This window comes from Streptomyces sp. NPDC035033, assembly GCF_040636735.1.
Taxonomy (GTDB): Bacteria; Actinomycetota; Actinomycetes; order Streptomycetales; family Streptomycetaceae; genus Streptomyces.
Window position 1 is genome coordinate 1 of record NZ_JBEZUZ010000056.1, and the last position, 17586, is coordinate 17586.

Sequence of the window (17586 nt, forward strand, 5' to 3'; positions counted from 1 at the left end):
CCTCCGGGGCGCGGGCCGCCCCCCCCCCCCCCCCCGCCCGCGCCGCCCCGGCGGCGGCCGAGCGGGCCGGCCGGGGCGGCGGCCGTCAGTCCTTCCGAGGCCATCAGACCTTCAGGGCCTTGCCGGTCTCGTCCAGGAGGTGCTGCGCGGACAGCGGCCCGCCGAAGAGCCAGGTGCCCGGGTCGAGCGCCAGCACCTTGTCGTTCTTGACGAAGGGCAGGCCCTTCCACACCGCGTTGCCGGCGAGGTCGCCGGTGAACGGGTTGTCGTTGTCGGCGGCGACGTACAGGAAGGTCGCGTCCTTCTCGACCTGCGTCAGCCCCTCGATGCCGACGGTGGTCATGCCCCACGCGTCGGCCTGGCCCTTCCAGCCGTTCTTCAGGCCGGCGAGGTTGAGCACCTGCGGGGCGATGGCGCCGTCGGCGAGCATCCGGATCGAGGCGGCGCCGTTGGCGGTGAAGCCCTGCGCGAGGGCGTACTTGAGGCCGCCCTTGCCCGCCTTCTCCAGCCGGCCCTTGAGGTCGGCGGCCTTGGCGTCGATCCGCGCGTTGACCTCGGCGGCCTTGTCCTCCTTGCCGACCGCCTTGGCCAGCTCGGTGAAGTTCTTCTTCATCGTGGCGAGCTGGGGCTGGGTGGTGTACGTGAAGGACAGCACCGGGGCGATGGCCTGGAGCTGCTTCAGGTTGGCCTTGGAGCGGTCGTTGTCGATGACGATGAGGTCGGGCTGGAGCGCCTTGATCTTCTCCAGGCTGGGCTCGTTGCGGCTGCCGACGTCGGCGACCCCGGCCGGAAGGGCGGCGCCCTCGGCGGTGATCCAGGTGCCGTAGCCCTTGTTGTCGGCGTTGCCGATGGGGGGCAGGCCGATGGCGACGAGCTCCTCGGCGTACGTCCACTCCAGGGTGACGACCTTCACGGCGGGCTTGTCCAGCGAGACCTCGCCCTGCGCGGTGTCGACGGTGATCTTGGCGCCGGAGGTCGCGTCCCCGGTCTTCTTCCCGTCGTTCGTCTCGCCCACGGTGCCGCCGCCGCAGCCGGTGGCGGTCAGCGCGAGGGCCAGGGCGGCACCGCCCGTGGCGAGGGCGCGCAGCATTTTCTGCATGGTGAACATCTCCTTGTGGACAGGGCTGTACGGGCGGTGCGGACGCCGCTTCCGACGGAACGCCGGGAGGAACGCCGGTGCCCTCGGGGCGCGTTCGGGAGCGGTCAGGAAGCGGCGGAGGTCTCGGACCGCGCGGGGAAGCACGCGAGGTATCCCGTCGCGGGGTCGCGGACGACGTTGACGCGCAGGCCGAAGGCGCGCTGGATGACCTCGGGGTCGAGCACCTCGTCGGGGGTGCCGGAGGCGGCGACGCCGCCGTCGGCGACCACGACGACCTCGTCCGCGTAGGCGGCGGCCTGCATCAGGTCGTGCAGCACCACGCCGCAGGCGATGTCGTGTTCGCGGGCGAGCCGGCGGACGACGTCGAGGACGTCGAACTGGTGCCGCATGTCGAGGTAGGTGGTGGGCTCGTCCAGGAGGAGGACTCCGGCCCGCTGGGCCAACACCATGGCGAGCCAGGCGCGTTGGCGTTCGCCGCCGGACAGTTCGTCGAGCCGGCGGTCGACCAGGGGCCGCGCGTCGGTGACGTCGAGGGCCCAGTCGATCGCCTCGGTGTCCTCGGCGGTGTGCCGGGCGAGGGCGCCGCGGTGGGCGTAGCGGCCGTGGCGCACGAGTTCGCGGACCGTGACCCCGGCAGGCGCCTGCGAGGTCTGGGGAAGGAAGGCCAGGCGCTGGGAGAGCGCGCGGCGGCCGAGCGAGCGGAGCGGTTCGCCGTCGATGCGCACCTCTCCGCCGAGGGGCGGGAGCAGTCCGGCCACGGTGCGCAACAGCGTGGACTTCCCGCAGCCGTTGGGGCCGACCAGGACGGTGATCTCACCGACCCGTAACGACAGGTCCACCTGCTTCAGCACCGTGCGGCCGCCATGACCGACGTCCAGACCGTTCGCCATCAGGCGGACGTCTCCCATGGACACCACTGCCCTTCCCGTCGTCGAACCGACCGCGCCACCATACAACTTAGGTAAGGCACGCCTTAGGGATCGGGCAACTTCCGGCCCGGCTTGTGACCATGTCGAGATCTCCCGCACCTCCGTGCGCCCCTCCTCACCCGAGTAACCCCCTTGCCCTGCACTCCATATGGGGTAGGGCGGAGGCCGGCGACGGGCGCCCCAGGAGCCGGCCGACGCGGCCGACGTGGCCGTCCCGACCGGAGGCCGGCGGTCCGGGGCCCACCACCGGGCGGCCCAGCAAAACGTCTCCGGCGGGCACGCCCGGTACGGCCGTCGCCGGACGGATCAGCGCGACGAAGGGGGCCACCACCTCGCCCGGTTCGCGCCGCATCCGGTTCGCGCCTCACCCGGTTCGCGCCGCATCCGGGCCTCGACGCGCAGGCCGTCGAGAGAAGTGACGCGCTCGCGGACCTCCGCCACGGTGTCGACGAGGGCGCGGGCGACCGCCCGGGTGTTCGCCTCGATCTCCGGGTGGACGTCGTACGCGCCGAGGCGGACACACAGCGCCACGCGCATCCCCGCGACCGGCGCGGCGGAGTCGAGCAGGGCGCTGCCGGCCGCGGTCGCCCGAAGCGGTCAGCCGCGCCCTGGCCGCCATGCCCAGGAGCTTCGGCAAGGGGCGCGGGAATGAAGAGGTGGTGCCGTCGGCGGCCGCGCGGCTGCGGGGAGGGGCCGCTCATCCCTCCCCGCAACCGCGCGAACCACCGGAAGCCCGCCCTCGCCCTCCTTGCCCCTGCGCCCCCGGCCGGCGAGAGGGAAGCGCGGGTCAGCGCACGCGGCCCCGGGCCTTCAGCTGCGTCGCCGGGACCTCCGGCGCGTCCAGGCGGTCACCGTCGTACCCCTTCACCCCGCCGAAGCGGTCGCCCGTCATCCAGTCCTGCCGGGCCTTGCGGATCTCCTCGTCGGTGCGGCCGACGAAGTTCCACCACATGACGATCTCCTCCTCGAAGGGTTCGCCGCCGAGGAGCATCAGGCCCGCGTCGGAGTCGGCGCGGAGCGGGAGGGAGGCGCGGCCGCAGCCGAGGTAGAGCATGGAGCCGGGCAGGACGGGGACGCCGTCGACGTGGGCCTCGCCGGACATGGCGAGGACGGCGTACTCGAAGTCCGGGTCGAGGGGCAGGTCGGTCTCGGTGCCGGCGGTGAGCGCGAGGTCCGCGCCGACGATCGGGGTGTACGTGGTGCCGGGCGAGGCCGCGCCGTCGAGGGAGCCGAGGATCACCGTGGCGGTGAGGCCCGGGGCGGTGACCCTGGGCAGGTCGGCGTGGTGCTGGAAGTGCGGCTCGACGTGCCGGTGGGCGTCGGGCAGGGCGACCCAGAGCTGGGCGCCGTGCAGGAGGCGGGCGTGCGGCCGGGGGCTCTCCTCGGAGTGGGAGATCGCCCGGCCCGAGGTCATGAGGCCCAGCTCGCGGGGGCGGATCGTCTGGAGGCTGCCGGTGGAGTCGCGGTGCAGGACCTCGCCCTCGTGCAGCCAGCTGACGGTCTGCAGTCCCATGTGGGGGTGGGGCGGGACCTGCATGCCGGGCTCGTCGGCGATGTCGTCGGGGCCGTAGTGGTCGACGAAGACCCAGGCGCCGACCATCCGCCGGCCGAGGTTCGGCAGCAGCCTGCGCACCTGCGTCGACTCGCCGAGCTGGACGTGACGGGGGCTGAGGAGTTCACGTACGGGCTCGGCGACGACGAAGCCGCGGCCACCGCACACGGCGAGCTCGGCCTGACGGTCGAGGTTGCTCATGGGGATCGACACCTCTCCAGTGGGGGGACCGGCTCTCCAGCGGGGGATCCGGAGGAGGAAACCAGTGGTGGAATGTTCAACTACTCTTCGGTGTTGACGAGGGCGGACCACCCCACAGGGTGGCAGATCCGGCCCCCCGGAACAGGGAGAGCAAGTGAGCGACACGTACTACGAGTTCGGAACGGCCGCCGACCGCTGGAGCCGCGCGCAGCTGTTCTTCGACGCGAAGGAGTACCAGACCGCCGTCCGCATCCTGCGCGGCCTCGTCGCCGAGCACCCGGACCAGACGGCCCAGCGGCTGCTGCTCGCCCGCGCCTACTACCACTCGGCCCAGCTCCGGCTCGCCGAGGCCGAGCTCCGCGCCGTCCTGGAGCGCGACCCGGTGGAGCACTACGCCCGGCTGATGCTGGGCCGCACGCTGGAGCGGCAGGGCCGCGAGGCGGAGGCCGCCCCGCACCTGCGGATGGCCGCCGCGATGAGCGGCGAGCTGCCGTCCTGACGCGGATCTGATACCCCGGCACGGTATGGTCGGGCCCAGGAGGTCCTGATCATGCCCACACCCCGGCCGCGCCACGGCGAACGAGCGGAAGGTGCCCTCGCGCACCTCCTGCTCGTCGTCGTGCTCGCGCTCGGGGTGTTCATGATGCACGCGGTGGGACACCCCGAGGGGGCGTCCTCCGGCGACACCGCCCACGCGGGCAGCGGGGCGGTCCACGCGGCGGGCGCCGCGGGCGTCGGTGCCGCTCCTGGGGCCTCTGACGCCTCTGAGGCACCTGGCGCTTCTGACGCCCACGGCGCTTCTGACGCCCACGGCGCTTCTGACGCCCACGGCGCTTCTGACGCCCACGGCGCTCCTGACTCCCACGGCTCCGCCGATCGCGACGAGAGTCACGCGCCCGGTTCGGGGATGGACATGACCACGCTCTGCGTGGCCGTCCTCGCCGGCTGGCTGCTCGCCGGCCTCGTCCGGGCCGCGCTCCGCCGCCGCCCCGACTGGCTCGTCCTGCTCCTCGCGCGGCTCGCCCCCGCGTCCGGGCCGCACGCGCCGCCTCGCCGGCCGCCCGACCTCGCCCTGCTGTCCGTCCTGCGCATCTAGGCCGTACCGCCTCGCCGCGGGCCGCTTCGCGCCGCCCGCGTCCCACCGGTATGAGCCCATGACCGTACGTACAGCACACGAGGAATCACCATGCGTACCTTCCGCAAGCGCGCCCCCCGCACCCTCGCCCTGACCGGCGCCGCCGCCGCGGCCGCCCTGCTGCTCGCCGCCTGCGGCGACGACGAGCCGATGAACGGGATGGACCACGGCGGCACGAGCGCCTCGTCCTCCGCCTCCGCCCCGTCCTCCGCCGCCCCGTCGGCCTCCGGGTCCTTCAATGACGCGGACGTGATGTTCGCCCAGATGATGATCCCCCACCACCAGCAGGCCCTGGAAATGGCGAAGCTCGCCGACGGGCGCGCCGAGGACGCCGACATCAAGAAGATCGTCGCCGCCGTCGAGCAGGCGCAGGACCCCGAGATCCAGAAGATGAAGGCGTGGCTCAAGGGGTGGGGCAAGCCCGAGTCCGCCGGCGCGGGCCACTCGATGGCCGGAATGATGTCCGAGCAGGACATGAAGGACCTCGCCGCCGTCCAGGGCAAGGACTTCGACCGCAAGTTCGCCGAGCTGATGATCGCCCACCACGAAGGAGCCGTGGAGATGGCGAAGGAGGAGCAGAAGAACGGCCGCAACGCCGAGGCCAAGACCCTCGCCGGTGAGGTCGTCCGCGCCCAGGAGGCCGAGATCGCCGAGCTGAGGAAGATCCTCGACCGGCTCTGATCCACGCGGCCCCGGGCGGCTCCGGCCCGCCCTGACTCCTCGGGGCGGGCCCGCCCGGGTATTGGATCCAACATCCCGGATCCGGATCCAGGCTCTTGGATCCAAGAGCCAAGAGCCAGGCTTCTGAATTTTGGATCCAACATCCGAAATTTTGGACCCGGATTTCGGATCCGGGTTCCGGGATCCGGGATCCGGGATCCGGGATCCGGGATCCGGGATCCGGGATCCGAAGCCCTGGATACCGGATTTCGGATCCGCTCCTCCGCGACTTCCTCCCTCCTCCTCTCCCTCCCGGCAGACGAAAGAACCATGACCAAGCTCCGTCTCCCCCGGACCGCGACCGTCTCCGCCGCAGCCGCCGTCCTCTCCCTCTCCCTCGCCCTGACCGCCTGCTCACGGCCCGCCGACCCGGGCGACGAACCGGCCTCCGCCCTCAGCCACATCCACGGGCTCGGCCTCCGCGACGGCATCCTGTACGTCGCCACGCACGAGGGGATCCGCTCCCCCGGTGCCGGGGGCGCGCCCGTTCTCGTCGGTGACCGGCGGGACGACTTCATGGGCTTCACCGTGGCCCGCGACGGCACCTTCCTGGCCAGCGGCCACCCGGCCGCCGGCGGCGACGGCCCTTCCGACCTCGGGCTCATCGCCTCCACCGACTCCGGCCGCAGTTGGACGGAGAGGTCCCTCGGCGGCGAGGTCGACTTCCACTCCCTCGGCACGGCGGGCGGGACCGTCTACGGGTACGACAGCACGAACGGGCGGCTGCGGGTCACCCGCGACCAGAAGACCTGGGAGGACCGCGCCTCCCTCCGCGCCCTCGACATCGCCGTCTCCCCCACCGTCCCGGACACCGTGCTCGCCACCACCGAGACGGGCGTCGCCCGCAGCACCGACGGCGGCAGGACCTTCGCGCCCGGGGCCGGGCAGGTGCTCGCGTACGTCTCCTGGGGCGCGGCCGACGCGCTCTACGGCGTCTCGCCGGACGGGGAGCTCTTCCGTTCCGGGGACGGCGGCGCCGCCTGGAACCGGATCGGTCCCGTGCCCGGCGGCGCGCCGCAGGCGCTCACCGCCGTCGACGCGCGCCGGCTGCTCGTGGCGACGGGGGACGGCGTGTACGAGTCGAGGGACGCGGGCCGCTCGTTCGTCCGCCGGATGGAGGTGACGTCCGGGGCGGACGGGCACTGAGCGGAGCTCGTACGGGGAGGCGCGCCGGACGGCCCCGGCGCGCCTCCCGGGCTCACGCCCCCGTGACGTCCACCACGACCTCGCCGCCCACGACGACGGTCTCCGCGACCGTGCCGGGGATCTCGTCCGGGGCGATCCGCAGGATGTCCCGGGAGAGGACCACGAAGTCGGCGAGCTTGCCGACGGTCAGCGAACCCCGCTCGTGCTCCAGGAAGTTGGCGTACGCCGAGCCCATCGTGTAGCCCTCGACGGCCTCGGTGACGGTGAGGGCCTGGCCCTCCGTCCAGGGCTCGCCGCCGGCGAGCGGGCGGCGGGTGACGGCGGCGTGGATGCCGACCATGGGGTCCATCTCGGCGACGTTCCAGTCGCTGGAGAGGGCGAGCACGGCGCCCGCGTCCCGCAGGTCGCGCAGCGGCCACGCCTTGTGCCAGCGGTCGGGGCCGATGTTCTCGGCCCAGTCCTGGCCGGGGCCCGCGATGTCGGGGGCGGCGTGCCGGGGCTGCATGCAGGCGACGACGCCGAGCTCGGCGAAGCGCGGGGTGTCGTCGGGGTCGAGGCACTCGACGTGGACGACCTGGTGGCGGGCGTCGCGCGGGCCGTTGACGGCGCGGGCGTGGGCGACGGCGTCGAGGACCGTCCGGATGCCGCGGTCGCCGGTGGCGTGCACGAAGCACTGGAAGCCCCGGGCGTCGAGCCGGGCGAGCAGGTCGGCGAACTCCTCGGGCGGGTAGAAGGTGTCGCCCCGGTGGTGGGCGCAGCCGGCGTACGGCTCCAGGAGGGCGGCGGTGCGCGGTTCGACGACGTCGTCGATGTACAGCTTCAGCGGACCGACCCGGAAGCGGTCGTCGGCGTGGGCCCCGGCCGCCGCCTCGAAGGCGTCGAGGTCGGCGTCGGTGGTGCCGCGCGGGTGGAAGAGGGCGGCGACGATCCGGGAGCGGAGCCGGCCCTCGGCACGCGCGCGCGTGAAGAGGGCGAGGTCGTCGAGGGAGTTCTGGGGTTCGACGACGGTGGTGATGCCGAAGCGGATCGCGTCGTCGAGGCTCTTGGCGAGGCGGCCGTACTGGCGGTCGGGCGAGGCCCAGGGGACGCCGAGGTCGCGCAGGGCGCGGTGGCCGTCGCGGGAGAGGCCCTTGACGGCGAAGTCCTTGACGAAGCCGGTGGGTTCGCCGGTGGCGGGGTCGGTGACGGCGCGGCCGAAGGGCAGGTCGGTGCGGTCGCGGTCGACGCCGAGGGCGCGCAGGGCGGCGGTGTTGAGCCAGGCGGTGTGGACGTCGTAGCTGAGGACGAGGGCGGGGGTGTCGCCGGTGGCGGGATCGAGGTCGGCGGCGGTGGGCATGCGGCCGTCGGGGAGCGCGGAGTAGTCGAAGGCCTCGGCCTCGATCCAGGGGGCGTCCGGATGGGCGGTGCGCCAGGCCCGTACGCGCGCGTGGATCTCGTCGAGGGTCCGGGCGCCGGCGAGCTGCACGCAGGCGTCGTCGGAGCCGAGCCGGACGTGGTTGTGGGCGTCGACGAAGCCGGGCAGGACGAGCCGCCCGCCGGCATCGAGGACGCGGGTGCCGGGTCCGGCCCAGGCGGCCGCGTCCGCGTCGGCGCCGAGCCAGACGATCCGCCCGTCCCGTACGGCCAGCGCCTCCGCCTCCGGCAGGGCGGGGTCGACGGTGTGGACGCGGGCTCCGGTGAGGAGCAGGTCGGCGGGGGCGGGGGTGGTGCCGTTCATGCGGGGCGTGTTCCTTGTCGTACGGGAGGGGTGGCGGCCGTCGGCGGTCAGGCGGCCGGGTGCGGGGTGGCGGTGCGGCGGGCCAGGAGGACGTACACGAGTGCGGCGACGGGCGCGCCGAGCAGGGTGAGGTCGGCGCCGCCGAGCGGGGCGACGAGGGGCCCGGTCCAGAGGGCGGAGTCGCAGGTGAGGGCGGAGAAGAGGCCGCCGGTGAGGAGGGCGGCGGCGCCGGCGGGGTGCCAGCCGGAGCGGTACCAGTAGGCGCCGCCGGGGCCGGTGCGGTGGAGGGCCTCGGAGTCGTACCGGCAGCGGCGCATGACCATGTCGGCGAGGAAGACGCCGCCCCAGGGGGCGAAGACGATGATCAGGAGGGAGAGGAAGGAGAGGAGGGAGGTGGTGAAGTCGGTCAGGAAGAGGGCTCCGAGGGAGCCGGCGGCGGTGACGGCGGCGCTGACCGCGAGGGCGCGGGCGCGGCTCCAGGGGATGCCGAGGACCTGGAGGTTGAGGCCGGAGGAGTAGAGGGTGATGACCGAGTTGGTGACGGATCCGCCGAGGACGAGGGCGAGGAAGACCGGCCGGAACCAGCCGGGCAGCAGGCTCTCGGCGCCGGCGACCGCGTCGGTCATGTCGGTGCGGGTGGCGGCGGCGACGCCCGCGACGCCGAGGGCGACGGAGGAGAGGAAGCCGCCGAGGGCGCCGCTGACGGTGACGGCCCGCAGGCTCGTGGTGCGGGGCAGGTAGCGGGTGTAGTCGGCGGGCATCGGCAGGTACGAGAACGGGCCGGCGAGCATCACCACGAAGGCGAGGCTCCAGCCCGCGGCGCCGGGCCCGGTCGCGGGGGCCGAGGTGTCGGCGCCCGGCACCAGGAGGACGACGAGGACGCCGAAGCCCGCGGCGAGGACGTACGCCATCCAGCGCTCGGCGAACTGGACGGTGGCGTGGCCCCAGAAGGAGATCGCGAAGGTCAGGGCGAGGGTGACGGTGAGGGCCAGGGCTCGGGGCACGGGGCCGCCGGACCAGCCGAGGGAGGCGAGGAACGCCTCCAGGGCGAGGGTGCCGACGACGGTGTTGACGACCGTGTAGCCGATGCTGACGACCCAGTTGAGGGCGCCGGCGGGGCGGTTGCCGCGGGGCCCGAAGGCGGCGCGGGAGAGGACGAGGGTGGCGGTGCCGGTGCGGACGCCGCCGAGGCCGGCGGCGCCGATGGCGAGGAAGGAGAGGCCGCCGAGCACGACGACGGCGGTGGCCTGCCAGAAGGAGAGGCCGAAGGCGACGGCGAGGGCGCCGTTGATGACGTAGGTGAAGGTGAGGTTCGAGCCGAACCAGACCCAGAAGACGTCCTTGGCGCTGCCGTGGCGCTCGGCGTCGGGGATGGGGTCGATGCCGTGCTCCTCGACCTGGAAGACCTCGTCCCGGGGGGCGGTGCCCCGGGTGGGGGTCGTCGGCGCCGTCTCGTGATCGAGCACACCACGCTCCTCTGTTCGCATGCCTGCTCGCATGCCTTGATCTTGAATGACGTTCTAAGTTCTTGAACGGCATTCAAGATGGGCGACGGGTTCCGGCCACGTCAAGACCCCGGCGGAGATCCGGCTAAGGTCGGTGGCGTACGAGGACGAAGCCCCGGACGGGGCCCGAGCGAGGGAACGGGGTACGGCGGCGGTGGCAGGGGCGGCACGGCGGCGCGACGGACACGTCACCCAGGAGCGGATGCTGGAGGAGGCCATGGCGGCGATCGCCGAGGACGGCCTCGCCTCCCTCACCATGTCGGCGCTGGCCGAACGGCTCGGCACCAGCGGCGGCCACATCCTGTACTACTTCGGCTCCAAGGACCGGCTGCTGCTCGCCGCGCTGCGCTGGAGCGAGGCCGCGCTCGCCGAGGAGCGCCGGGCCCTGCTCGCCCGCCGAACCGCCGCCGAACGCAAGCTCGACGACTTCCTCCGGCTCTACCTGCCGCGCGGCCCCCGCGACCCCCGCTGGATGCTCTGGATCGAACTCTGGGCCAGGACCCCCGGCAACTCCGAACTCCGCGACGCACAGCGCGAGTTGGACGCCGACTGGCAGCGGGACCTGGAGGCCCTGCTCGCCGCCGGCGCGGCTCGCGGCCGCTTCGCCCCGCTCGACCCGGCGGCCCGCGCCTCCGAACTCCTCGCCCTCCTGGACGGTCTGAGCACCCGGGTCGTCCTCGGCCAGGACTCCGCCCCCGACCCCCGCCCGGCCCTGGAGACCGCCCGCGCGGCGGCGGCCCTGCTCGTTCCCCGCGCCTGACGGGGTGGGGCCGGCGGGCGGGGTAAAGCGGGGCGGGGCGGGGATCCAGGATCTCGGATGGTGGATCTCGGATCCTGGATCCAGAACTTTGGATCCAGGATCCGGAACTCCTGATCGTGGATCCAGGATTATGGATCCACGATCCTGGATCCTGGACCCAAACCCCGCCTAGCGAATCACTCCGAGTCCGCGCCGTCCCGGTATGCCTCCAGGAGCCGGAGCCAGACCTCGCTGAGGGTCGGGTAGGACGGAACCGCGTGCCACAGGCGGGCGATCGGCACCTCGGCGGTGACGGCGACGGTGGCGGCGTGGAGGAGTTCCCCGACGGCCGGTCCGACGAAGGTCGCGCCGAGCAGGACCTCGCGGTCGAGATCGACGACGAGGCGGGCCTGCCCCTGGTAGCCGTGGGCGTAGAGGCCCGCACCAGCGACCGAGCGCATGTCCACGTCGACCGCGCGGACCCGGTACCCGGCGCGTTCGGCCTCGGCCAGGCTGACGCCGATGGCCGCGGCCTCCGGGTCGCAGAAGACGACCTGCGGGACGGCCGCGTGGTCGGCGGTGGCGGCGTGCGGGCCCCAGGGAGCGGCGTCGGACGACGGGGTGCCGGCCGCGCGGGCGGCGATCGCGGCGCCCGCGATCCGTGCCTGGTACTTGCCCTGGTGGGTGAGGAGCGCCCGGTGGTTGACGTCCCCGACCGCGTAGAGCCAGTCGGTGCCGGTGACGCGGAGGCTGTCGTCGACGTCGAGCCAGGAGCCGGGTTCCATGCCGACGGTCTCCAGGCCGAGGTCCTCGGTGCGCGGGGCGCGGCCGGTGGCGAAGAGGACCTCGTCGCCCTCGACCGTGTCGCCGCCCTCCAGGACCACGGTGACGGGGCCGGTGCCGCCGTCCCGTACGACCGCCTCGACGTTCACGCCGGTGAGGACGTCGGCGCCGCGCGCCCGCAGGGCCTCGGCCACCCGTTCGCCGGCGAAGGGCTCCATGCGGGGCAGCAGCCGGTCGCCCCGGACGAGCATCGTGACGTGGGAGCCGAGGGCGTGCCAGGCCGTGGCCATCTCCACGCCGACGACGCCTCCGCCGACGACGACCAGGCGTCCCGGCACCCGGTCGGCGCTGGTCGCCTCGCGGCTGGTCCAGGGGCGGGCGCCGGCGAGTCCGGGCAGCGGGGGCAGGACCGCGCGGCTGCCGGTGCAGACGGCCACCGCGTGCCGGGCCGTCAGCACGTGGTGCTCGCCCTCGGGGCCGTCGACGGTGACCCGGCGGGGGCCGTGCAGGCGGCCGTGGCCGCGGTAGACGCGTACCCCGATCGAGTCCAGCCAGTCGACCTGCCCGTCGTCCTTCCAGTGGCCGACGGTCTCGTCCCGGTGCGCGAAGACGTCCAGGGCGTCCAGCGGGCCGTAGACCGCCTCGCGCAGGCCGGGGACCTTGCGGGCGTCGGAGCGGGCCAGGACCGGCCTGAGCAGGGCCTTGCTGGGCATGCAGGCCCAATAGGAGCACTCGCCGCCGAGCAGTTCGGCCTCCACGATCGCGGCGGTCAGACCGGCCGCCCGCACCCGGTCGACGACGTTCTCGCCGACCGGGCCCGCACCCAGGACCACCACGTCGTACACATGCTCGTGCTCGTTCGCCACCGTTCGCGTCATGGGGAACAGTCTGGCGGGTGGGGGCCGGAATAGCGCGGCCCGATACGCCGTTGTGCGGGGCGAGTCCCGAGGGGACCGTGAAGGCACCACCGGAGACCGGAAAGGCGGAAGCATGAGCACCATCGAGCTCACCAAGGACAACTTCGACGAGGTCGTGAGCGGAAACGACTTCGTTCTGATCGACTTCTGGGCTTCCTGGTGCGGACCCTGCCGTCAGTTCGGCCCGGTCTACGAGGCCGCCTCCGAGCGCCACCAGGACCTGGTCTTCGCCAAGGTCGACACCGAGGCGCAGCAGGAGCTGGCCGCCGCCTTCGAGATCCGGTCGATCCCGACGCTGATGATCGTCCGCGACAAGGTGGCCGTGTTCGCGCAGCCGGGCGCGCTGCCGGAGGCCGCGCTGGAGGACGTCATCGGCCAGGCGCGGAACCTGGACATGGACGAGGTCCGCAAGGCGGTCGCGGCCCAGCAGCAGTCCGAGTGACCCGGACGTCCCGCGTCCGGTGAGAGCCCCCGCTCCGGCGGGGGCTCTCCCGTGTCCGCGGGCCCGTCCCCCGCGGAGTCGTTTTCCTCGGAGTCGGTTCCCGCGGGTCCGCTCCCGTCAGCGTTCCAGGACCAGGGCCAGGCCCTGGCCGACGCCGATGCAGAGGGCGGCGAGGCCGGTGCCCGAGCCTGCGGCGGCGAGCTGGTGGGCCACCGAGCCCGCGAGACGGGCGCCGGAGGCGCCGAGCGGGTGGCCGAGGGCGATGGCGCCGCCGCGCGGGTTGACGACGGCCGGATCGAGCTCCGGCCACTCGGCGAGGCAGCCGAGGGCCTGGGCCGCGAAGGCCTCGTTGAGTTCGAAGGTGGTCAGGTCGGCGAAGGAGCGACCGGCCTTCGCCAGGGCGCGCTGGACGGCGGCCACCGGCCCGAGGCCGAAGAGCTGGGGCTCGATGCCGGTGACGGCGGAGGCGCGGATCCGGGCGAGCGGCTCACGGCCGGTCTCGCGCAGCCCGTCCTCGTCGACGAGGAGGAGGGCGGCGGCGCCGTCGTTGAGCGGGGAGGCGTTGCCGGCGGTGACGGTGCCGCCGTCGGGACGGAAGGCGGGCTTGAGGCGGCCCAGCGCCTCCAGGGAGGTGTTCTCGCGGACGCACTCGTCCCGGTCGAGCTCCGCGCCCGGGTACGGGACGACCTCGCCGTCGTACAGGCCCTTGGCCCACGCCTCGGCGGCCTTGCGGTGGCTGTCGAGGGCGAAGGCGTCCTGCCGGTCCCGGCCGATGCCGTGCTTGTCGGCGACGAGTTCGGCGCCCTCGCCGAGCGAGACGGTCCACTCGGCGGGCATCCTCGGGTTGGTCATGCGCCAGCCGAGGGTGGTCGAGTGGAGCTGCTGGTGACCGGCGGGGAAGGCGCGCTCGGGCTTCTGGAGCACCCAGGGGGCGCGGGACATGGACTCGACGCCGCCGGCGATCGCCACCGAGGCGTCGCCGAGGGCGATCGCGCGGGCGGCCTGGACGACGGCCTCCAGGCCGGAGCCGCAGAGCCGGTTCACGGTGACGCCGGGGACGGTGACGGGCAACCCGGCGAGCAGGACGGCCATGCGGGCCACGTCGCGGTTGTCCTCGCCGGCGCCGTTGGCGTCGCCGAAGTAGACGTCGTCGACGAGGGCCGGGTCGAGGCCGGGCGTGCGGTCGACGAGGGCCTTGACGACATGGGCGGCGAGGTCGTCCGGCCGTACGGAGGCGAGGCCGCCGCCGAACTTCCCGATCGGGGTGCGGACGGCGTCGACGATGTACACGTCGCGGATGCTCATCGGATCTCTCCCGGGTGACCGGCGGAACGACTCTGTTCGCCTGGTGAAACAAGTTTCGCGCTGGTGCGCGCGCAGAGTCTGGGCCCGCCGGTCCGCCCTGTCAACGGTCCCCCGCCCCGGGGCTCACGCGGCGGGGACGTCCCGGACCAGTGCGACGAGGCCGTAGTCCAGTTCCCGCCCGTCCACCAGGAGGGCCTCCACCGTGCGCGTCTCGGGGTCGACGTCGGCGACGACGCCGTGCCCCTCGTAGCGGGGGTACCCGGACTCGCCGTACCGTCCGGTCCGCTCCACGACCGCGGACCGGACGGCGCTGTCGGCGACGCTGGCCCCGCCCCGGTCCTCGACGTGCGCGGGCACCAGCAGGATCTCGTAACGCTTCGGGTCAGTGCTCATGCACCGACGCTAAGCGCTGCCCCCGTCTCCCGCCGGACGGCACGGCGGGCCGGGTCACGCGACGGCGGTGCCCTCCAGTTCGACCATCTGCCCGGGGACCGCCAGCCGGGTCACGCCGAGCATCGTGGTGGCCGGTGCCGCCCCGGCGGCGCCCAGCCGTGACGCCAGCACGCCGTAGTGCGGGAAGAGGAGGTCGACGTCGGTGGTGTAGACGGTGAGCCGGACGAGGTCCGCGAGGGACATGCCGGCCTCGCGGAGCACGGCCTCCAGGTTGTCGAAGCTCAGTGCCAGCTGCGCCGCCATGTCGCCGTCGTGCCGGGGCTCGCCGTCGGCGCCCATCGCGGTCTGCCCCGAGACGTACAGGGTCCGGGTGTGCCCGGAGACGAGCTCGCCCTGGTTGAATCCCATGTCCAATGACCAGGTCACCGGGTTGACCGCCGTTCGTTCCACTGCCATGTCAGCTCCCATGTGTTCATGCGCTCGTGCGCCTCGTGCGCTTCGTGCGGGTGCTGACGAGGCTTCCAACGAATCACGACACCCTTGGTCATGTATCGAGGCCGTGTCTTCGGATGTCATGCATTTCGGATGTCGTGTATTGGATACGGTTCTCGTATGCGCGCCGATCGGCTGGTCTCCCTGGTGCTGCTCCTGCGTCAGCGCGGCCGGATGACCGCGGGCGCGCTCGCCCGCGAGCTGGAGGTGTCCACCCGTACCGTGCTGCGTGACATCGAGGCGCTCTCCGCGGCCGGTGTACCGGTCTACGCCGAGCGCGGGCGGCACGGCGGGTTCGCGTTGCTGCCCGGCTTCCGGACCGAGCTCACCGGGCTCAACCAGGACGAGGCGCTCGCCCTGCTGACGGCCGGAGCGGGGCGGGGCGAGCAGGCGTTCGGCCTGGGCTCGGCACTCGCCTCGGCCATGCGCAAGGTGGTCGACGCACTGCCCGAGGGGCACCGGACCACCGCGAGCGACGCGGCCCGGCGCTTCCTCGTCGAGCCGGAGACCGATCTGCTCTCCCGCCGTACGGCCGCGGACGAGGTGTCCCGCCCCGCGATGGGCGAGATCCGGCGCGCGGTGCTCGCCGGTCACAAGCTGCGCCTCCACTACGCGGCCGCGGACCGGGAGCCCCGCTGGCGCACGGTGGACCCGATCGGCCTGGTCACCGTGCGCGACCGGGGCTACCTGCTGGCAACGCGAGCCGGCGCCGACCGCACCTACCGGCTGTCACGGGTACTGGCCGCCGAGGAGCTCCCCCAACCCGCGGAGCGGCCGGCCAGGGTCGACCTGGACGAGGCATGGCGGGAACGGTGCGCGCGGTTCCTCTCCAGCGACCACCTCACCGCGCTGGTACGGGTGAGGCCGGAGCGGAGGGAGGAGCTGCTGGCCACCGCGGTGGCCGTCCGGGCCCCCGAGACCGACACGGACGGCTGGCTGCGGCTGGAGGCGACGTTCCAGGACCTGTGGCACGCCGAATGGGCCCTCTGGCAGCTCGGCACCGACGCGGAAGCCCTGGCCCCGGAACCGCTGCGCGCCTCCCTGCGCGACCGGTCCGCCGCGATGGCCGCCCGCTACGGGGGCCGGACCTGAGAGATCCCGGGACCGGATCGCACCGCCTGGATCCCGAATTCGGATCCAGGACCCAGGGTCCCGGATCTTGGATCCACAATCCTGAATTTTGGATCCAAGATCCTGAATCCGAAATCCGAGCCCTTGGATCTTGGATCCAGGGTCTTGGATCCAAGATCCGGGACCCTGGGTCCTGGGTCCTGGATCCGGGATCCGGGATCCGGGATCCGGGATCCGGGATCCGGGATCCGGGATCCGGGATCCGGGATCCGGGATCCGGGATCCAACAGCCGGAAGTCAGCCGTCAGCTGGACTCACGCCGGATCACCCGCGAGTCCGAGAGGGAGCGGGTGCCCGTGCCGGTGGCGGTGCCGTTGACGGCGCCGTCGACCAGTTCGGCCAGGTCGTGGCCGGGGATCAGGTCGATGTGCACGGTGCTCAGCCGCGGCCGCAGGAGCCGGCCGAGGAGGAGGTCGTCGGCGCCGATGACGGCGGTCTCCCCGGGCACGGCCACGTCGGCGTCCTGGAGGGCCCGCATGAGGAGCATGGCGTACTCGTCGTTGTAGCCGAAGACGGCGTCGAGGCCGAGTTCGGGCCAGCGCGCGGCCAGTTCCGCGGCGGACTCCTCGGTGTAGGCGAGGGGCAGCGGTACGACGGTGGCGCCGGCGGCCCCGGCGGCGCGGCGGGCGCCCTCCAGGCGGGGGCCCGAGAACGTGCCGAGGCCCGGTTCCTCCGGCACGACGACGCCGATGCGGCGGCGGCCCGTCGCGACCAGGTGCTCGACGGCGACCTCGCCGATCCGCGGCTGGTCCAGGACGAGGGAGTGGGCGCCCTCGGTCCGGCCGGTCCCGAGGGTGATCACCGCCTTGACCCCGGAGCGCCGGAGGATGCCGACGGCCTCGGGGGTCACCTCGACCTCGCCGGTCGACACCACGGCGACGGGGCGCAGTTCGGCCCAGGCGCGGGCGGCGTCCTCGGGGTCGAGGCCGATGCTGCCGTACTGGACGACGGTGTAGTCGAGTCGGCGCAGGGCCCACTGAAGGTCGTTGAAGAACCCGCTGTAGAGCGGGCCCACGGGGACGTGGGCGGTGGGCAGGAGGACCATCCGGCTGTGGCCGGCGCGCAGGGTGCGGGCCGCCGCGTGGGGGACGTAGCCCAGTTCCCGGGCCGCCTCGCGGACCCGCGCGCGGGTCGGCTCGCTGATGCGGACGGCCGAGGCGTTGTTGAGGACGTAGCTGACGGTGGCCCGGGAGACGCCCGCGAGGCGCGCCACGTCGGCGCTGGTCGGCACGGCACGGGCGGGGGTGCGGCCCGGGGTGCCGCCGGCGGGCTGTTCGATCGACTGGCTCATCGCCTCGGCATCTTTCCAGAACACTCCGGCGCAGGGTCTGGCGGATGGCCGGAAGTGGGTGCTACACAATGGTGACACGAGTCACTGGC

At 73.6% G+C, this 17586-nt stretch carries 18 protein-coding genes; 7 read left to right on the forward strand and 11 right to left on the reverse strand.

The features are described from left to right. Positions 1-103: 103 nt before the first annotated feature. The 4 genes from AB0E83_RS22135 to AB0E83_RS22150 all read right to left on the reverse strand — a co-directional run bounded on the left by AB0E83_RS22135 (position 104) and on the right by AB0E83_RS22150 (position 3781). Positions 104-1099 (reverse strand): iron-siderophore ABC transporter substrate-binding protein, encoded by a 996-nt coding sequence (locus AB0E83_RS22135; RefSeq protein ID WP_362114379.1) that lies wholly within the window; start codon positions 1097-1099, stop codon positions 104-106. Positions 1100-1203: 104 nt separating this feature from the next. Further along, the gene (locus AB0E83_RS22140; protein WP_362114382.1) at positions 1204-2007 is read right to left on the reverse strand and encodes an ABC transporter ATP-binding protein; all 804 of its coding nucleotides are present in this window, start codon (positions 2005-2007) and stop codon (positions 1204-1206) included. A gap of 327 nt (positions 2008-2334) precedes the next feature. Continuing rightward, a complete protein-coding gene (locus AB0E83_RS22145; RefSeq protein ID WP_362114385.1) occupies positions 2335-2559 on the reverse strand; it encodes a hypothetical protein in 225 nt (74 codons plus the stop codon). Positions 2560-2815: 256 nt separating this feature from the next. Next, the gene (locus AB0E83_RS22150) at positions 2816-3781 is read right to left on the reverse strand and encodes a pirin family protein (RefSeq protein WP_362114388.1); all 966 of its coding nucleotides are present in this window, start codon (positions 3779-3781) and stop codon (positions 2816-2818) included. 154 nt (positions 3782-3935) lie between these two features. On the opposite strand from AB0E83_RS22150, the gene AB0E83_RS22155 reads away from it, so the two are divergent. The 4 genes from AB0E83_RS22155 (at position 3936) to AB0E83_RS22170 (ending at position 6782) form a co-directional block, all read left to right on the forward strand. Further along, on the forward strand, positions 3936-4280 hold the full coding sequence (locus AB0E83_RS22155; protein WP_362114391.1) for a tetratricopeptide repeat protein: 345 nt from the start codon (positions 3936-3938) through the stop codon (positions 4278-4280). 414 nt (positions 4281-4694) lie between these two features. Continuing rightward, positions 4695-4877, forward strand: a complete 183-nt coding sequence (locus AB0E83_RS22160; RefSeq protein WP_362114394.1) for a hypothetical protein — start codon at positions 4695-4697, stop codon at positions 4875-4877. A gap of 90 nt (positions 4878-4967) precedes the next feature. After that, positions 4968-5597 carry a DUF305 domain-containing protein gene (locus AB0E83_RS22165; RefSeq protein WP_362114397.1) on the forward strand — a complete coding sequence of 210 codons (630 nt, stop codon included), beginning with the start codon at positions 4968-4970 and terminating at the stop codon, positions 5595-5597. 309 nt (positions 5598-5906) lie between these two features. Then, positions 5907-6782 (forward strand): F510_1955 family glycosylhydrolase, encoded by an 876-nt coding sequence (locus AB0E83_RS22170; protein ID WP_362114400.1) that lies wholly within the window; start codon positions 5907-5909, stop codon positions 6780-6782. Positions 6783-6834: 52 nt separating this feature from the next. On the opposite strand, the gene AB0E83_RS22175 is transcribed toward AB0E83_RS22170, so the two are convergent. Continuing rightward, complete coding sequence (locus AB0E83_RS22175; RefSeq protein ID WP_362114403.1) at positions 6835-8499, reverse strand: amidohydrolase; 1665 nt, start codon at positions 8497-8499, stop codon at positions 6835-6837. Between the two features lie 47 nt (positions 8500-8546). Further along, the gene (locus AB0E83_RS22180) at positions 8547-9965 is read right to left on the reverse strand and encodes a cytosine permease (protein ID WP_362114406.1); all 1419 of its coding nucleotides are present in this window, start codon (positions 9963-9965) and stop codon (positions 8547-8549) included. 193 nt (positions 9966-10158) lie between these two features. On the opposite strand from AB0E83_RS22180, the gene AB0E83_RS22185 reads away from it, so the two are divergent. Continuing rightward, entirely contained in the window at positions 10159-10764 is a 606-nt protein-coding gene (locus tag AB0E83_RS22185; RefSeq protein WP_362114409.1) for a TetR/AcrR family transcriptional regulator, read from the forward strand. A 176-nt stretch (positions 10765-10940) separates the two neighbouring features. Here AB0E83_RS22185 and AB0E83_RS22190 read toward each other — a convergent pair whose 3' ends face one another. Then, the gene (locus AB0E83_RS22190; RefSeq protein ID WP_362114412.1) at positions 10941-12404 is read right to left on the reverse strand and encodes an NAD(P)/FAD-dependent oxidoreductase; all 1464 of its coding nucleotides are present in this window, start codon (positions 12402-12404) and stop codon (positions 10941-10943) included. Positions 12405-12516: 112 nt separating this feature from the next. On the opposite strand from AB0E83_RS22190, the gene trxA reads away from it, so the two are divergent. Further along, positions 12517-12885, forward strand: coding sequence for a thioredoxin (trxA, locus tag AB0E83_RS22195; RefSeq protein ID WP_362114415.1), 369 nt, complete (start codon positions 12517-12519; stop codon positions 12883-12885). Positions 12886-13002: 117 nt separating this feature from the next. Here the strand turns inward: trxA and AB0E83_RS22200 are convergent, their stop codons facing one another. The 3 genes from AB0E83_RS22200 to AB0E83_RS22210 all read right to left on the reverse strand — a co-directional run bounded on the left by AB0E83_RS22200 (position 13003) and on the right by AB0E83_RS22210 (position 15033). After that, positions 13003-14190 (reverse strand): thiolase family protein, encoded by a 1188-nt coding sequence (locus tag AB0E83_RS22200; protein WP_362114418.1) that lies wholly within the window; start codon positions 14188-14190, stop codon positions 13003-13005. A 123-nt stretch (positions 14191-14313) separates the two neighbouring features. Beyond that, entirely contained in the window at positions 14314-14583 is a 270-nt protein-coding gene (locus AB0E83_RS22205) for a hypothetical protein (RefSeq protein WP_362114421.1), read from the reverse strand. Positions 14584-14637: 54 nt separating this feature from the next. Next, a complete protein-coding gene (locus AB0E83_RS22210) occupies positions 14638-15033 on the reverse strand; it encodes a RidA family protein (RefSeq protein WP_362114504.1) in 396 nt (131 codons plus the stop codon). 162 nt (positions 15034-15195) lie between these two features. Here AB0E83_RS22210 and AB0E83_RS22215 point away from each other — a divergent pair, with 162 nt between their 5' ends. After that, a complete protein-coding gene (locus tag AB0E83_RS22215) occupies positions 15196-16167 on the forward strand; it encodes a WYL domain-containing protein (RefSeq protein WP_362114424.1) in 972 nt (323 codons plus the stop codon). 283 nt (positions 16168-16450) lie between these two features. On the opposite strand, the gene AB0E83_RS22220 is transcribed toward AB0E83_RS22215, so the two are convergent. Continuing rightward, on the reverse strand, positions 16451-17497 hold the full coding sequence (locus tag AB0E83_RS22220) for a LacI family DNA-binding transcriptional regulator (protein WP_362114427.1): 1047 nt from the start codon (positions 17495-17497) through the stop codon (positions 16451-16453). Between the last annotated feature and the right edge of the window lie 89 nt (positions 17498-17586).

What these genes read in the sequence shown, in the direction of transcription:
- AB0E83_RS22170 (WP_362114400.1), top strand. Translation starts at nt 5,907, where the DNA reads ATGACCAAGCTCCGTCTCCCCCGGACCGCGACCGTCTCCGCCGCAGCC.
- AB0E83_RS22175 (WP_362114403.1), bottom strand. Translation starts at nt 8,499, where the DNA reads ATGAACGGCACCACCCCCGCCCCCGCCGACCTGCTCCTCACCGGAGCC.
- trxA (WP_362114415.1), top strand. Translation starts at nt 12,517, where the DNA reads ATGAGCACCATCGAGCTCACCAAGGACAACTTCGACGAGGTCGTGAGC.
- AB0E83_RS22140 (WP_362114382.1), bottom strand. Translation starts at nt 2,007, where the DNA reads ATGGGAGACGTCCGCCTGATGGCGAACGGTCTGGACGTCGGTCATGGC.
- AB0E83_RS22160 (WP_362114394.1), top strand. Translation starts at nt 4,695, where the DNA reads ATGACCACGCTCTGCGTGGCCGTCCTCGCCGGCTGGCTGCTCGCCGGC.
- AB0E83_RS22220 (WP_362114427.1), bottom strand. Translation starts at nt 17,497, where the DNA reads ATGAGCCAGTCGATCGAACAGCCCGCCGGCGGCACCCCGGGCCGCACC.
- AB0E83_RS22135 (WP_362114379.1), bottom strand. Translation starts at nt 1,099, where the DNA reads ATGCAGAAAATGCTGCGCGCCCTCGCCACGGGCGGTGCCGCCCTGGCC.
- AB0E83_RS22205 (WP_362114421.1), bottom strand. Translation starts at nt 14,583, where the DNA reads ATGAGCACTGACCCGAAGCGTTACGAGATCCTGCTGGTGCCCGCGCAC.
- AB0E83_RS22150 (WP_362114388.1), bottom strand. Translation starts at nt 3,781, where the DNA reads ATGAGCAACCTCGACCGTCAGGCCGAGCTCGCCGTGTGCGGTGGCCGC.
- AB0E83_RS22190 (WP_362114412.1), bottom strand. Translation starts at nt 12,404, where the DNA reads ATGACGCGAACGGTGGCGAACGAGCACGAGCATGTGTACGACGTGGTG.
- AB0E83_RS22165 (WP_362114397.1), top strand. Translation starts at nt 4,968, where the DNA reads ATGCGTACCTTCCGCAAGCGCGCCCCCCGCACCCTCGCCCTGACCGGC.
- AB0E83_RS22200 (WP_362114418.1), bottom strand. Translation starts at nt 14,190, where the DNA reads ATGAGCATCCGCGACGTGTACATCGTCGACGCCGTCCGCACCCCGATC.
- AB0E83_RS22215 (WP_362114424.1), top strand. Translation starts at nt 15,196, where the DNA reads ATGCGCGCCGATCGGCTGGTCTCCCTGGTGCTGCTCCTGCGTCAGCGC.